The organism is Agrobacterium sp. MA01 (genome assembly GCF_009650195.1).
Classification (GTDB): domain Bacteria; phylum Pseudomonadota; class Alphaproteobacteria; order Rhizobiales; family Rhizobiaceae; genus Allorhizobium.
The window spans coordinates 4,538,968-4,553,525 of sequence record NZ_CP045854.1 but is presented as its reverse complement, the minus strand read 5'-3'; the positions used below and the strand labels follow the sequence as shown (position 1 = coordinate 4,553,525).

Annotated in this window: 16 protein-coding genes; 14 read left to right on the top strand and 2 right to left on the bottom strand. The window is 62.6% G+C overall.

Going from position 1 to position 14,558, the window contains the following annotated elements; genetic code table 11:
* Window positions 1-35 precede the first annotated feature (35 nt).
* The 10 genes from GH983_RS21780 (at window position 36) to guaA (ending at window position 10,241) form a co-directional block, all read left to right on the top strand.
* Window positions 36-398, top strand: coding sequence for a septal ring lytic transglycosylase RlpA family protein (locus GH983_RS21780; protein ID WP_171901571.1), 363 nt, complete (start codon window positions 36-38; stop codon window positions 396-398).
* Between the two features lie 104 nt (window positions 399-502).
* Entirely contained in the window at window positions 503-1,795 is a 1,293-nt protein-coding gene (locus GH983_RS21775) for an RsmB/NOP family class I SAM-dependent RNA methyltransferase (protein ID WP_153763666.1), read from the top strand.
* 124 nt (window positions 1,796-1,919) lie between these two features.
* Window positions 1,920-3,200, top strand: a complete 1,281-nt coding sequence (locus tag GH983_RS21770; RefSeq protein ID WP_153763490.1) for an imelysin family protein — start codon at window positions 1,920-1,922, stop codon at window positions 3,198-3,200.
* A 48-nt stretch (window positions 3,201-3,248) separates the two neighbouring features.
* Window positions 3,249-4,775, top strand: a complete 1,527-nt coding sequence (locus GH983_RS21765) for a di-heme oxidoredictase family protein (protein ID WP_153763489.1) — start codon at window positions 3,249-3,251, stop codon at window positions 4,773-4,775.
* Window positions 4,775-5,881: an imelysin family protein gene (locus tag GH983_RS21760; RefSeq protein WP_153763488.1), complete on the top strand. Its 1,107-nt coding sequence runs from the start codon at window positions 4,775-4,777 to the stop codon at window positions 5,879-5,881. Before GH983_RS21765 ends, GH983_RS21760 begins: the two co-directional genes overlap by 1 nt.
* Window position 5,882: 1 nt before the next feature.
* The gene (locus GH983_RS21755; RefSeq protein WP_153763487.1) at window positions 5,883-6,959 is read left to right on the top strand and encodes a DUF1513 domain-containing protein; all 1,077 of its coding nucleotides are present in this window, start codon (window positions 5,883-5,885) and stop codon (window positions 6,957-6,959) included.
* A gap of 39 nt (window positions 6,960-6,998) precedes the next feature.
* The gene (locus tag GH983_RS21750) at window positions 6,999-7,451 is read left to right on the top strand and encodes a TspO/MBR family protein (protein WP_371418503.1); all 453 of its coding nucleotides are present in this window, start codon (window positions 6,999-7,001) and stop codon (window positions 7,449-7,451) included.
* Between the two features lie 66 nt (window positions 7,452-7,517).
* On the top strand, window positions 7,518-7,967 hold the full coding sequence (locus tag GH983_RS21745) for a PaaI family thioesterase (protein WP_153763485.1): 450 nt from the start codon (window positions 7,518-7,520) through the stop codon (window positions 7,965-7,967).
* Window positions 7,964-8,602 carry a 5'-methylthioadenosine/S-adenosylhomocysteine nucleosidase gene (locus GH983_RS21740; RefSeq protein ID WP_153763484.1) on the top strand — a complete coding sequence of 213 codons (639 nt, stop codon included), beginning with the start codon at window positions 7,964-7,966 and terminating at the stop codon, window positions 8,600-8,602. Before GH983_RS21745 ends, GH983_RS21740 begins: the two co-directional genes overlap by 4 nt.
* Before the next feature lie 76 nt (window positions 8,603-8,678).
* Window positions 8,679-10,241 carry a glutamine-hydrolyzing GMP synthase gene (gene guaA / locus GH983_RS21735; RefSeq protein WP_153763483.1) on the top strand — a complete coding sequence of 521 codons (1,563 nt, stop codon included), beginning with the start codon at window positions 8,679-8,681 and terminating at the stop codon, window positions 10,239-10,241.
* An 84-nt stretch (window positions 10,242-10,325) separates the two neighbouring features.
* Here guaA and GH983_RS21730 read toward each other — a convergent pair whose 3' ends face one another.
* Window positions 10,326-10,751 (bottom strand): hypothetical protein, encoded by a 426-nt coding sequence (locus GH983_RS21730; protein ID WP_153763482.1) that lies wholly within the window; start codon window positions 10,749-10,751, stop codon window positions 10,326-10,328.
* Complete coding sequence (locus GH983_RS21725) at window positions 10,744-11,580, bottom strand: SDR family NAD(P)-dependent oxidoreductase (protein WP_153763481.1); 837 nt, start codon at window positions 11,578-11,580, stop codon at window positions 10,744-10,746. Before GH983_RS21725 ends, GH983_RS21730 begins: the two co-directional genes overlap by 8 nt.
* Before the next feature lie 75 nt (window positions 11,581-11,655).
* Here GH983_RS21725 and GH983_RS21720 point away from each other — a divergent pair, with 75 nt between their 5' ends.
* The 4 genes from GH983_RS21720 to GH983_RS21705 all read left to right on the top strand — a co-directional run bounded on the left by GH983_RS21720 (window position 11,656) and on the right by GH983_RS21705 (window position 14,552).
* A complete protein-coding gene (locus GH983_RS21720) occupies window positions 11,656-12,270 on the top strand; it encodes a TetR/AcrR family transcriptional regulator (RefSeq protein ID WP_082347823.1) in 615 nt (204 codons plus the stop codon).
* A 133-nt stretch (window positions 12,271-12,403) separates the two neighbouring features.
* Window positions 12,404-12,751, top strand: coding sequence for an ArsC family reductase (locus GH983_RS21715; protein WP_054151249.1), 348 nt, complete (start codon window positions 12,404-12,406; stop codon window positions 12,749-12,751).
* A 4-nt stretch (window positions 12,752-12,755) separates the two neighbouring features.
* Entirely contained in the window at window positions 12,756-13,229 is a 474-nt protein-coding gene (gene ybaK / locus GH983_RS21710; protein WP_054151250.1) for a Cys-tRNA(Pro) deacylase, read from the top strand.
* A gap of 72 nt (window positions 13,230-13,301) precedes the next feature.
* On the top strand, window positions 13,302-14,552 hold the full coding sequence (locus GH983_RS21705; protein WP_153763480.1) for an aminopeptidase: 1,251 nt from the start codon (window positions 13,302-13,304) through the stop codon (window positions 14,550-14,552).
* Window positions 14,553-14,558 lie beyond the last annotated feature (6 nt).

Genomic DNA, 14,558 nt, shown 5'->3' with positions numbered 1-14,558 from the left:
AAAACCACTCGTGTCAACGACTAGGGACGTAGATCTTGATCATCAACCGCCGCTCTGCTTTCGCCGCTGCAACTATTGCTGCACTCTTTGCTTTCGCACCTTCGAGTGCAAACGCAAAGTCGTCATGCGGTGGCGCATCCTGGTATGCGCTGACATCGAAGACGGCTTCCGGAGAACGCATGAACCCGACGAGACTGACGGCGGCCCACAAGACCCTGCCCTTCGGCACCAAGCTGAAAGTCACCAATGCGCGAAGCGGCAAGAGCGTTGTCGTCCGCATCAACGATCGCGGTCCCTTCATCCGCGGTCGCGTGCTCGACCTCTCCAAGGCCGCGGCCCAGAACATCGGCATGATCCGCTCGGGCCATGCCAAGGTCTGCTACGAGATCATCGGCTGATTGGCTGCAATTCCGGGAGCGGCGATTGGTTCGTCGGGTTTTAGGCGCTTGCTCTTGCCCTTGATCGCCGTTACCACGCTCTCTTCTTTCAGAGGAGAATGACCATGCGCTTGGGCGGCCGTCTTGCCGGTGCGATCGAAGTTTTGAGCGATATCGAGACCCGTCGCCGACCCGTTGCCGATGCCCTCAAGGATTGGGGCCTTTCGCACCGTTTCGCCGGTTCCGGCGATCGTGCTGCCATCGGCAACATCGTCTATGATGCGCTGCGCATGAAGCTTTCTCATGCTTGGCTGATGGATGACGACAGCGCCCACGCTCTCGGCTGGGCCGTTCTCCTGCGGCAATGGGGCATGAGCCTTGAGGCGCTCCAGGCGGAACTCGAAGGCGACAATTTTGCGCCGGCGGCGCTCTCTGAAACCCAGGTGCAGGCCTTTACCTCCCGCGACCTTTCCGACGCCCCGCTGCATGTCCAGGGTGACATTCCCGATTGGGTGCAGCCTTCGTTCGAAGAAGCCTTCGGCGACGAATGGCTGGCCGAAGCCAAGGCACTGGCCACCCGGCCGACGCTCGATCTGCGCGTCAACACGCTGAAAGCCAACCGAGACAAGGTGCTGAAGGCACTCGATCGCTCCGGCGCCAAGGCGTCGCCGATCGCCCGTTTTGGCATGCGCGTGCCGGCCGGCGAAGGCCCGTCACGCCTCCCAAACGTTACGGCAGAACTCAGCTTCCAGAAGGGCTGGTTCGAGGTTCAGGACGAGGGCTCGCAGATCGTCGCCGATCTCGTGACGCCGCGCGAAGGCGATCAGGTTCTCGATTTCTGCGCCGGCGGTGGCGGCAAGACGCTCGCCATGGCGGCTGCCATGAACAACAAGGGCCAGGTGCACGCCTATGACGCCGACCGCAAGCGACTGGCGCCGATCATCGAGCGGCTGAAGCGCGCCGGCACCCACAACGTCCAGGTCCACGACAGCACCAAGGGGCTGGCGAGCCTGAAAGAACGCTGCGACCAGGTACTGGTCGACGCGCCCTGCACCGGCACTGGCACCTGGCGCCGTCGTCCTGACACCAAGTGGCGGCTCACCGACCGTAACCTGCAGGAGCGTATTGCCCAGCAACAGGAAGCGCTCACCGAGGCTTCGACCTTCGTCAAGCCGAATGGCTCCCTGCTCTATGTCACATGTTCGGTACTGCCTGAAGAAAATGACCGGCAGGTCCAGGCCTTTTGCGAGGCCAATCCGACCTTCGAGATCGTCCCCGTTGTCGAAGAATGGACGCATCTTTTCGGCCCCTCGGCGCCCAAGCCACGCTCGTCAGATGGCAAGACGGTGACGCTCAGCCCCGCCAGCATGGACACCGACGGCTTCTTCTTCTGTCGCATGCGCCGTCGTCCGACCTGACTTGATCATCGTCAATTCAAGCGATCAATTCGCATACTCGACTATTTGACACCAGTTTCTTTTTGCGCGAAGACATGGCCGTCCGTTCACATCGAGGTGCCCATTGGCGCCGAAGGGAGACACCATGATCCGGAAATCTGTCATCGGCGCGTCTGTCGCGCTGCTCGTCACATCGGCTGCGATTTTTGCCGGCCCTGCGGTCGCGGCACCCGCGCCCAAGGATGTGCTGACGCACTATGCAGAACTTGCCCATGCGAAGTTCGAAGACTCGTTGTCCACTGCCAAGGCCCTCGATGCCGCTATTGATGCGCTGATCGCAAAGCCCAGCGATGAGACGCTGAAGGCCGCCCGGGAAGCCTGGATTGCCGCACGCGTCCCCTATCAGCAGACCGAGGTCTACCGCTTCGGCAACCCGATCGTCGACGACTGGGAAGGTAAGGTGAATGCCTGGCCGCTTGATGAAGGCCTGATCGACTATGTCGACGCGGGCTACGGCACCGAAAGTGACGGCAATGCGCTTTACGTGGCCAACGTCATCGCCAGCCCTAAGATCAAGATCAACGGCGAAGAGGTCGATGCTTCGAAGATCACGCCGGAGTTTCTCGCCGAGACGCTGCATGAAGCCGGCGAAGTCGAAGCCAATGTCGCAACCGGTTATCACGCCATCGAATTCCTGCTCTGGGGCCAGGATCTGAACGGCACCGGTCCGGGCGCTGGCAACCGTTCCTACACCGATTATGACACGGCCAATTGCACCAATGGCAATTGCGACCGCCGCGCCGCGTATCTCAAGGCCGCGTCCACGCTGCTGCTGCAGGATCTGGAAGAGATGGTCGTCGCCTGGGCACCTGAAGGCGAAGCCACGAAGGCCGTTCTCGCCGACGAGCAGAAGGGCATTTCCGCAATCCTCACCGGCATGGGCTCGCTGTCCTACGGCGAGCTCGCCGGCGAGCGCATGAAGCTCGGCGTGCTGCTGCATGATCCCGAAGAGGAGCATGATTGCTTCTCCGACAACACCCATGCCTCGCACCTCAACGACGCGATCGGCATCGCCTCTGCCTATACCGGCGAATACACCCGCGTCGACGGCACCAAGATGACCGGTCCGTCGCTGTCGGAACTCGTCGCCGCCAAGGACCAGGCGCTCGATGCGGAAATGAAGGGCAAGCTTGAGAAGACGCTGGCTGCCATGAACACGATGGCCGAGCGTGCAGAGACCAAGGAAGCCTATGACCAGATGATTGGCGAAGGCAATGCCGACGGCAATGCCACAGTGCAGGCTGCCATCGACGGCCTTGTTGATCAGACCCAGTCAATCCAGCGCGTCATTGCGTCGCTGGATCTTGGCACGATCGAGCTTGAAGGCTCCGACAGCCTTGATAGTCCTGAGGCCGTCTTCCAGTAAGCAGCAAAGGCGGGCCGCCCCTTCCAGGGAAGCGGCCCGATCCCCATCATGAGAACTCGCAAGGCCACCCTCGCCGGCCTCGGCATGTTTTTGACAACGGGCCTGACCATCTCGCCCGTTGCCGCCGGAGAGGCTGTCGGACGAACCGATCTGACGCCGAAGGACATCTCCCGCGTCATCGCCGTCACGCGTCCGACGGAAGACTTCAGCAAGGCCGAGAGTTTTGAACTGATGCAGGGCGGGGCCGGCACCTCCCCGCGCGGCGTGAGCGCCGACTCCTTTTCCGACTTTTCCGCCAACATCACCTTCGCCGAAGAAGAAGAGTTCAAGCTCGGCAACGCTCTGTTCCGCAAGCTCTGGGTCTCCTCCCCCTCCTCGACCCAGGCCTCGGACGGCCTCGGCCCTCTTTTCAACGCGCGGGCCTGCCAGAGTTGTCACCTGAAGGACGGGCGTGGCCACCCGCCGGAGGGCGACCGCGACCATACCTCGATGTTCTTTCGCCTCGCGCGCCCTGCCGCCACGCCAGAGGAGAAGGCCAAGCTTGAGCAGCTCGACATCGCTTCGCTGCCCGATCCCGTCTATGGTGGCCAGTTGCAGGACCAGGCGGTGCCCGGCATCTCCGCGGAAGGCCGCATGGCCATCACCTACACCGAAGAGGCGGTGAGACTGGCTGGCGGCGAGACGGTCATGCTGCGCCGCCCCAGCTATTCCGTCAGCGATCTCAATTACGGTCCGCTTGATCCGACGACGACCCTTTCCCCGCGCATCGCCAATCCGATGATCGGGCTCGGCCTTATCGAAGCGATCCCGGAAGAGGATATTCGGGCACTCGCCGATCCCGATGACCTCGATGGTGACGGCATTTCCGGACGTGCCGCTCGCGCCCGTGATCACCGGATCGGCGAAATCAAGCTCGGTCGCTTCGGCTGGAAGGCGCAGAACGCCTCGGTGCGCGACCAGAGTTCCAGCGCCTTTGCCGGCGATATCGGCATTTCGACGCCGGATGATCCCAGACATTTCGGCGATTGCACGGAGAAGCAGACCGCCTGCCTCGAAGCGGCCACCGGAGTCCAGCCGCGGCTGGGCGACACCGAAGGCCCTGATCCAGTGCTCGATCTCGTCACCTTCTATGCGAAGAACCTCGCCGTTCCGAAGCGGCGTGACGTAGACGATGCTCAGGTGCTGCGCGGCAAGGAAATTTTCTACGCGAGCGGCTGCATTGCCTGCCATCGGCCGAAATTCGTCACGAGCCGCAGGGCAGAGAACAAGGCACAGGCCTTCCAGCTGATCTGGCCCTATTCCGACTTCCTGCTGCATGACATGGGCGAAGGTCTGGCCGACGGTCAGCCCGTGGGCGATGCCACCGGGCGGGAGTGGCGCACGCCGCCGCTCTGGGGTATCGGTCTCACGCAACAGGTCAGCGGCCACAGCTTCTTCCTGCATGACGGTCGGGCGCGAAACCTGACCGAGGCCATTCTCTGGCATGGCGGAGAGGCGGAACCCGCCCGCAATGCATTCGCCGCTGCCACCCCCGAGGACCGCAAGGCCCTGATCACGTTTCTGGAGTCTCTCTGATGCGGTTTTTCGCGCGCCTTGCCCTCCTCACTGCCGCTCTGATGCCGCTGCCCGTACTGGCGCAGGAATCGAGCTCGACCGTCGGCGTGCTCGACGCAGCCAAGGTCCCGGGCGTCATGACGCGCGCCGTCGACGGTTTCATCCGCCCGGGTTATCGCCGTTTCACCGATCAGGCCACTGTCCTGCAGGGCGCGATGCAGACGCTTTGCAGCGCTCCGTCACCCGAGACGCTCGACGGCGCACACAGGGCATTCGGCGACGTGATCGAAGCCTGGTCGCGCATCGAGATCGTCCGGGTCGGCCCCGTACTCGACGACAACCGCTTCGAACGCATCCTGTTTTTCCCCGATCGCAAGGGCACCGGACTGAAGCAGGTCCAGGCCGCACTCGCGAAGCCCGATCCGAGCGTCACGTCGGTCGAGACGCTGAAGGGCAAGAGCGTTGCCATGCAGGGGCTTGGCGCGCTCGAATTCGTGCTGTTCGGAACCGGCTCCGAAACGCTGACGACCACCGAAGGCAGTTATCGCTGCCAATACGGCACGGCGATCGCGGCGAACCTGCAGCGGCTCGGCCTGGACCTCTCCGCGGCCTGGGATGCTCCCGATGGTGTGGCAGCGGCCTGGAAGACGCCTGGCCCCAATAACCCGATTTACCGTGACGAGGCAGAAGCCGCCAAGGAGCTGCTCGGGCTGCTCGTGCATGCCGCCGAAACGATCCGCGACCAGCGTATCGAGCAATTCTACAAGGGTGACCCCAAGAAAGCCTTGCCGCGTCAGGCGATCTACTGGCGCTCCGGCAATACATTCCGTTCGATCACCGCCAATATCGAAGGCCTGCGCGACCTGCTCGACACGTCGGGCATGGTGCAGCTGCTCGCGGAAGGCAATCGCTCGGTCGTCTCCTCGACGGATTTCGTTGCACGGTCCCTCTCGCGCGTCTCAGCCGACATTAAGCCAGATGTCGCCGCCGTCTTCGAGGATCCGGCCGAGATCGCAAAGCTCGACTTCCTGCTGCTCAACAGCCGCGACCTGATCCTCCGGCTCAATAACGATCTCGGTGGCGGCATCGGGCTTGCCGCCGGCTTCTCCTTCTCCGACGGCGACTGAGATGATATCAACGCCGCTCATGGATCGTCGCGCCTTCCTGCGTTCTGCGGGTCTTGCCTTCGTTGCGGGCCTGGCACCACGCGCAGCATTTGCGCTCGAACGCACGGATGCCGTCTATGCCAGTGGGCTGAAGCGCGCGGATGGCTCCTTTGCCATCGGCCTTGTCAGCGAACAGGGCAGCCTGATCGACGAAATCGCGCTGCCAGGCCGCATTCACGGGCTCTGCAACAGCGCCGAAAACGGCCTTTCCGTCGCCTTTGCCCGGCGTCCCGGGACCTTCGCCGTTATCTTCGACGCCAAAAAGTCAGTCGAGCCACGCATCATCGCGGCGACCGAGGGTCGGCATTACTTTGGCCATGGCGCCTTCTCGCCCGATGGTCGGCTCTTCTACGCCAGCGAAAACGACTTTGACGCCAATGCCGGCGTGATCGGGATCTATGACTGCATCTCCGGCTTCGAGCGCGTGGGCGAGGTTCCGGCCCATGGCATCGGCACGCATGACATCACCGCCACGGCCGATGGTCTCCTGGTCATTGCCAATGGCGGGATCGAGACGCATCCCGATTTCGGTCGCACCAAGCTCAATCTCGACCATATGGAGCCCTCGCTGGTTCTCGCCGATGCCAAGACCGGGGCGCTGATCGAGAAGCACACGCTTCCGCCAGAGCTCAAGCAGCTCTCCACGCGGCATCTCGACGTGGCCGCCGATGGTCGCATCTGGTTTGCCTGCCAGTATGAGGGGCCACGCACTGATCGACCGCCGCTGGTGGGGCATTTTGCCAAGGGCGAGGCAGTCACTTACATCCAGCTGCCCGGCGACACGACGGACCGGCTGGGCAATTATGTCGGCGCTATCGCCGTCAACCGCGCGTCAGGCCTCGTCGGCATCGCCTCGCCGAAAAACGGGCTCTGGGCGGTGCTGGATGGCAAGGACGGGCGCCTCCTGTCCGAAACGGTGCTGCCGGATGCAGCGGGCATTGCCCCCTCGCCCACAAGCTTTGCCGTCTCCTCTTATCGCGGCGATTTCCTCGACCGACAGAGCCCTGTCGCCTGGGACCAGCATGTCATCCGCCTCTGAAGGCTGGCAGAACCCGCCTTGGAGCACTAGATGACCTCCATGTCCAAGATCCTGAGCTACATCCTCTTCATCGGTTTTGTCGTCGGCGCAGGCCTCATCGCAGGCCTCACCAATATGCCCGGCGACTGGTACCAGTCGCTGCAGAAGCCGTTCTTCAACCCGCCCTCCTGGCTGTTCGGCCCGGTCTGGACGACGCTCTACGTGCTGATCGGCGTGGCGGGCGCCCGGATCTGGCAGCGGGCGCCGAAATCGGCAGCCATGCAGCTCTGGTTCGCCCAGATGGCCTTCAACCTGATGTGGTCGCCCGCCTTCTTCGGTCTGCAGAACCCGGAACTGGCTCTCGCGGTCATCTTCGGCATGCTGGTGACGATCATCGCCTTCATGATCAAGGCGAGACCCATCGACCGGATCTCTGCGCTGCTCTTCATACCCTATCTCGCCTGGGTCAGCTTTGCCGGTGTTCTCAATCTCAGCCTCGCCTGGCTGAACTGAATTTCCGTTTCGCCGGCTTGCCTGCCTGGAACGACCGTGCCAATTTCGCCGCAAAGGGGACAGGGCATGGTGGACTACGATCAGGAAATGGTCGAAACGCGCATTCGGCAGAGCTTTGCGCGCCAGGGGGCAATGGAAACACTTGGGGCTTCGCTATCGCGCGTCAGCCCCGGCGTGGTCGAGATCGAGCTTGAATATGACCGCAAGCTCACCCAGCAGCACGGTTTCCTGCATGCCGGCGTGATCTCCGCCGCCCTCGACACCGCCTGCAGCTATGCGGCCTATACGGTGACCACGCCGGAGGTCTCGCTGCTCACCATCGAATTCAAGGTAAACCTGATGTCGCCGGGTCGCGGCGAGCGTTTCCTGTTTCGCGGCGAAATCACCAAGCCCGGCTCCAACATCATCGTCGCCGATGGTCGCGGTTATGCGCTGACAGATGGTCCCGCCAAGCTGATCGCCTCGATGACCAGCACGATGATGGTCATCCGCGGACGAGAGGGGATATCCGGATGACCTATGAGATGAAGTCGATCGCCGGCAAGACCGTGCTCTTCGTCATGGCGGCCGATGCCGAATATGGCGTCTTCCTGCGCACCCGCATCTCGCCGCTGATGACCGGCGTTGGACCAGTGGAAGCCGCCGTGGTGCTGACGAAGGAGCTTTCCCGGCTGTCGAGCCACGACGATCTGCCGGATCTCGTCGTCTCTCTCGGCTCGGCCGGTTCCGCCACGCTCGAACAGGCGGAGATCTACCAGGTCTCGGCCGTCTCCTATCGCGACATGGATGCCTCTGCCTTCGGTTTCGAGAAGGGCAAGACACCGTTTCTCGACCTGCCGGTTTCCGTCGAACTGCCACTCCGGATCCCCGGCATCCCGGCGGCCTCGCTTTCGACCGGTGCGAATGTCGTTTCGGGTGCTGCCTACCAGTCGATCGACGCCCAGATGGTCGACATGGAGACCTTTGCGGTGCTTCGCGCCTGCCAGAGCTTCGGCATTCCGCTGATCGGTCTGCGCGGCATTTCCGATGGCCGCCACGACGTCAATCATATCGACGACTGGACGCAGTATCTGCATGTCATCGACAAGAAGCTGGCGCTGGCGGTCGACAGCCTGCAGACGGCGCTGGAAGACGGCGTCTTCTGGTTCTGAGCGGCTGCACAAAAAATCGAGATTCTCTGGGCATTCTGCCATTGAAACAGGGCGCCTTTTTCTTTAAAGGCTCGCCATGACCCAGACAGCACATCCCGACAGTGTTCTCATCGTCGATTTCGGCAGCCAGGTAACGCAGCTGATCGCCCGCCGCGTTCGTGAATCCGGCGTCTATTGCGAAATCGTCCCCTTCCAGTCCGCCGAAGAAGGCTTCCACCGGTTGAAGCCCAAGGCGATCATCCTGTCGGGAAGCCCCGCTTCCACGCTCGATGAGGGAAGCCCGCGCGCGCCGCAGGTGCTGTTCGACAGCGGTCTTCCGATCTTCGGCATCTGCTATGGCCAACAGACCATGTGCGCCCAGCTCGGCGGCAAGGTCGAAGGTGGCCATCACCGCGAATTCGGCCGCGCCTTCCTCGAGGTCGAACAGGATTGCGACCTGTTCAGCGGCCTCTGGTCGGTCGGTTCCCGCCACCAGGTCTGGATGTCCCATGGCGACCGCGTCACCGCGATCCCGCCAGGCTTCAAGGTGCTCGCCACCTCCGCCAATGCACCGTTTGCCTTCATCGCCGACGAGGCGCGCAAGTATTACGCCGTGCAGTTCCATCCCGAGGTCGTTCACACGCCCGACGGCGCGAAGCTCATCCAGAACTTCGTGCAGAACATCGCCGGCATCAAGGGCGACTGGACCATGTATGCCTACCGCCAGAAGGCGGTCGAGCAGATCCGCGCCCAGGTCGGCGACAAGCGCGTCATCTGCGCGCTCTCGGGCGGTGTGGACTCGTCGGTTGCAGCACTGCTGATCCACGAGGCCGTCGGCGACCAGCTGACCTGCATCCTCGTCGACCACGGTCTGATGCGCAAGAACGAGGCAGCCGATGTCGTTGCCATGTTCAAGGAACACTACAACCTGCACCTCATCCATGTGGATGCCGTCGACAAGTTCGTCGGCGAGCTGGAAGGTGTTTCCGACCCGGAAACCAAGCGCAAGATCATTGGCCGCCTGTTCATCGAAACCTTCGAGGAAGAAGCCAAGAAGCTCGGCGGCGCGGATTTCCTCGGCCAGGGCACGCTCTATCCCGACGTCATCGAAAGCGTCTCCTTCACCGGCGGCCCTTCCGTGACGATCAAGTCGCACCACAATGTCGGCGGTCTGCCCGAGCGCATGAAGATGCAGCTCGTGGAACCCTTGCGCGAACTCTTCAAGGACGAAGTGCGCGTGCTCGGCAAGGAGCTCGGCCTGCCCGATAGCTTCATCGGTCGCCACCCCTTCCCGGGTCCGGGCCTTGCCATCCGCTGCCCGGGCGGTGTCACCCGCGAAAAGCTCGACATCCTGCGCGAAGCCGACGCCATCTATCTCGACGAGATCCGCAAGGCAGGGCTCTATGACGCGATCTGGCAGGCCTTTGCCGTGCTGCTGCCGGTCCAGACCGTCGGCGTCATGGGCGATGGACGTACTTACGAATTCGTCTGCGCCCTGCGTGCGGTCACCTCGGTCGACGGCATGACCGCCGACTTCTACCACTATGACATGGAGTTCCTGGGACGTGCGGCCACCCGCATCATCAACGAAGTCCGCGGCATCAACCGGGTGGTCTATGACGTGACGTCGAAGCCGCCAGGGACCATCGAGTGGGAGTGAGGGCCTGACCTGCCCCAACGACTGATATGCCAGACAATCAAACGGCGGAACACTGTTCCGCCGTTTTCGCTTTCAAGAGCCGGATCAGAGCATGCTGCCCGTCGATGATCGACCTCGGCGCCAGAGAGTGACGCCCGCCCAGATGAACAGCAGTTGCACAACCACACGGATGGTGGCTGCGACCGGTGGTGCAAAAACGGGATCGGTGCGGATATAATCCCAGAGATGCAGTGGCAGATAGGCGAGGCAAAGCGCGGCGAAGGCGAGGCCAGCCAAGGCTCTCGTCCTTGGCCAAAGCGCGGCTGCACCAATCAGGATCTGCACCACAGCCGCCGCGACCAGAACCGGATATGCCGGCAGCCAGGGTGGAACCAGTGGGGCAAAGGCCTCAGGCTTTGCCAGATGGGCGACCCCTCCAAGGATCATGACGAGTGCCACCAGAGCCGTCAGCGCCCAGCCGGCAATCCGGGATGGTGTCTTGATCGATGCGTCAACCTGCCGCTCAGTCATGGGACACCTTCGTCGCGGCAACCGAGACGTCCTTCCATTCTTCCCAGGTCCCAAGGCGCGCCTTGTAGGCGTCCGGCACCATCATCGTCGGCAGCACGCCGAGGAAGAGGCGCAGCGGCGGGTTGTCAGCATCGACAAGTGCGAGCATGGCAGGACCTGCCGCTTCCGGTTCGCCGTAGACGGCGGGCGGCATCTGCGCCTGGCGCGCCTGCATGGCGTTGCGCAGCCCGTCATAGGCGGCGATCGGCTGTGCATGGCTTGCCGAGTTACCAGCCCAATCGGTCATGTAGGGGCCGGGCTCGACCAGGGATACCTTGATGCCGAAGCCAGCGACTTCCTGGGCCAGCGCATCGGTCAGTCCCTCGACCGCCCATTTCGAGGCGTGATAGGCGCCAAGCCCGGGGAAAGTCATGACCCCGCCGACGGTCGAGATCTGGACGATATGCCCGAAGCCCTGATCACGCAGTAGCGGCAGGACCGCCTGCGTCATGTTGAACAGGCCAAAGTAATTGACCTCCATCTGATCGCGCATCTGCTTTTCAGACACTTCCTCGACCATACCGAACAGGCCATAGCCGGCATTGTTGACGACAACATCAAGCCGACCGAGCCGCTCTGCGGCGGTGGCCACGACCGAGACGCAGGCGGATCGATCCGTGACGTCGAGCTGCAGCGGCACGATGCGATCGCCGTAGTCGGCAACGAGATCATCGAGGCCCGCAAGGCTGCGGCTGGTTGCGGCAACCTTGTCTCCACGCTTCAGGGCGGCGGTGGCGAAAACGCGACCCAGGCCGCGATTGGCGCCGGTGATAAGCCAAGTCTTTGACATGGAGAGTCTCCTGTTGATGGGTCATTTGATCACTGATAAAATGAAGGTGTAACTGGAAATCTGAACAGTGTATAGATGGCAGAGTCCCCAAACAGCGCCAAGTCAGGCTACCATCACGGCAATTTGAAATCGGCGATGATCGACGCCGCCGATACGATCATTCGCGAGCATGGCATCGAGGGGTTTTCGCTGCGCGAAGCCGCGCGCCGTGCCGGCGTCTCGATCGGCGCGCCGGCGCATCACTTCGGCAGCGCCAAGGGCCTGCTTACCGAAGTGGCCCTGCTCGGCTATGGCAGTCTCGGCGAGTATCTGAACGCGGTCGTGGCCAGTGATGATGCCAGGCGTGATCTCCGAGACCTGGCGCAGGCCTATGTGCGTTTTGCCATCACCCATACCGGGCGCTTCCGCCTAATGTTCCGCCCCGACCTCGTCGATCGCGACGACCCGCGCTACAGCGAGGCCAGCCGGCAGGCGCTGACCGGGCTTGCGACTGCCATCGCCCGGGGCGCGCCCGCAGGCGCGGATGCCATGGGTGAGCTGTTCGTCGTCTGGTCCTCCATGCATGGCATGGCGAACCTCGCTGTCGACGGCAAGGCCAAATACCTGTTTGGCGGAGCAGATGCCGACAGGTTTGCCAGCGAGATCCTGCCGGGCCTCTTGGAAACGGCCTGGCCTTTTGGCAGGCCGTAATCCCTGCGCCAAAGCCTGGCAACACTCGTGCTTGGCCACCTTTCAAAAGGTGTCGGGCAATCGCTCCTGTTCTTGCATCCGCTCGTGAGTTTGCTATCCCTGCCGAACAGACCGCGAGCAGGGAGCCCCCTTCATGACTACCATCTACGGCATCAAGAATTGCGACACGATGAAGAAGGCGCGCACCTGGCTCGAGACCCAAGGCGTGGCGCATGACTTCCACGACTACAAGGCCAAGGGCGTGGATGCGTCGACCCTCGACAGCTGGATCGGCAGGGTCGGCTGGGAGGTGCTGCTCAACAAGGCCGGTACGACCTTCAAGAAGCTCGACGACGACAAGAAGGAAGGGCTCAATGCCGCAAAGGCCAAGGCGTTGATGCTGGAGCAGCCGTCGATGATCAAGCGGCCGGTGCTCGACGTGGATGGCGCGCTTGTCGTCGGCTTCAAGCCCGAAATCTATCAGCAGACCTTCAAAGCCTGATCCCATGGCGAAAACCACCCGCGCCACGCAGTTTCTCGACAAGGCCGGGGTGGCCTATACCACGGCGACCTACGACTACGACCCGAATGCCGAGCGCATCGGGCTGCAGGCGGCGGAAGCGATCGGCGAGCATCCGTCGCGCGTGTTGAAAACGCTGATGGCGGAACTCGACGGCAAGCCGGTCTGTGTGGTCGTGCCCTCAGACAGGGAAGTGTCGATGAAGAAGCTGGCGAGTGCCTTCGGCGGCAAGTCGGCAGCGATGATGAAGCCGGCCAATGCCGAGAAGCTCACCGGCTTCGTCGTTGGCGGCATCAGCCCCTTCGGTCAGAAGAAACCGGTGCCGACCGCCATCGAGATATCAGTCATGGACGAAGCGCTCGTCTACATGAATGGCGGCCAGCGCGGGTTGCAGGTGCGGCTCTCGCCGCAGGATGCGTTTGCCGCACTGGGCGCAATTGCGGCGCCGCTGGTGGCTTGACACTTGCCCATGGTCTGGACTTCGCCATCTTTCCCCTTAAGTCTGGCGTTACAGCCACAACAGGAATACCCCATGACCCTCCCCGATCTCTCCGCCTCCATCGATCCAGTCAAGCTCGACAAACTCGCCGAGGTGGCGATCAAGGTCGGGTTGCAGCTGCAAAAGGGGCAGGACCTGGTGCTGACGGCCCCGCTCGTCGCCGTGCCGCTTGTCCGCCTGATCACGGCGCATGCTTACCAAGCAGGCGCTTCGACGGTCACCACCTTCTATTCGGATGAGGAGACGACGCTTGCGCGTTATCGCCATGGTCACGACGCGAGTTTCGACCGTGCGCCGAACTGGCTCTATGACGGCATGGCGAAGGCCTATGAAAACGGGGCTGCCCGCCTCGCCATTGCCGGCGACAATCCGCTGCTGCTGTCGCAGGAAGACCCTGCCAAGGTCGGCCGCGCCAACAAGGCGACCTCCATCGCCTACAAGCCGGCGCTGGAGCATATCTCCAATTTCGACATCAACTGGAACATCTGCTCTTATCCGAACCCCTCCTGGGCGAAGCTCGTTTTCCCTGACATGCCGATCGAGGAGGCCGTGCGCAAGCTTGCCGATGCGATCTTTGCCGCTTCCCGCGTCGATCGTGACGATCCCATCGCGGCCTGGGCCGGGCACAATGCGGAACTCAAGAAGCGGTCGACCTGGTTGAACGGCGAGCGCTTCTCAGCGCTCCATTTTACCGGCCCCGGTACAGACCTTACGGTTGGCCTTGCAGACGGCCATGAATGGCATGGCGGCGCCTCGACGGCGAAGAACGGCGTGACCTGCAATCCCAACATTCCAACCGAGGAGGTCTTTACCACCCCGCATGCGCTGAAGGTGGAGGGACACGTCTCCTCGACCAAGCCGCTCAGCCATCAGGGCACGCTGATCGACAATATCCAGGTGCGCTTCGAAGGTGGTCGGATCGTCGAGGCCAAGGCCTCGAAGGGCGAGGCCGTGCTCAACAAGGTCCTCGACACCGACGATGGCGCGCGGCGCCTCGGCGAAGTGGCACTGGTGCCGCATTCCTCGCCGATCTCGGCGTCCGGCGTCTTGTTCTACAATACGCTGTTCGACGAAAACGCCTCCTGCCATATCGCGCTCGGCCAGTGCTATTCGAAGTGCTTCCTCAATGGCGCCTCACTCAGCCAGGACCAGATCAAGGCGCAGGGCGGCAACTCCTCGCTGATCCACATCGACTGGATGATCGGCTCTGACAAGGTGGATATCGATGGCATCCGCGCCGACGGCTCGAAAGTGCCTGTGATGCGTCAAGGCGAATGGGCTTAAGACCTC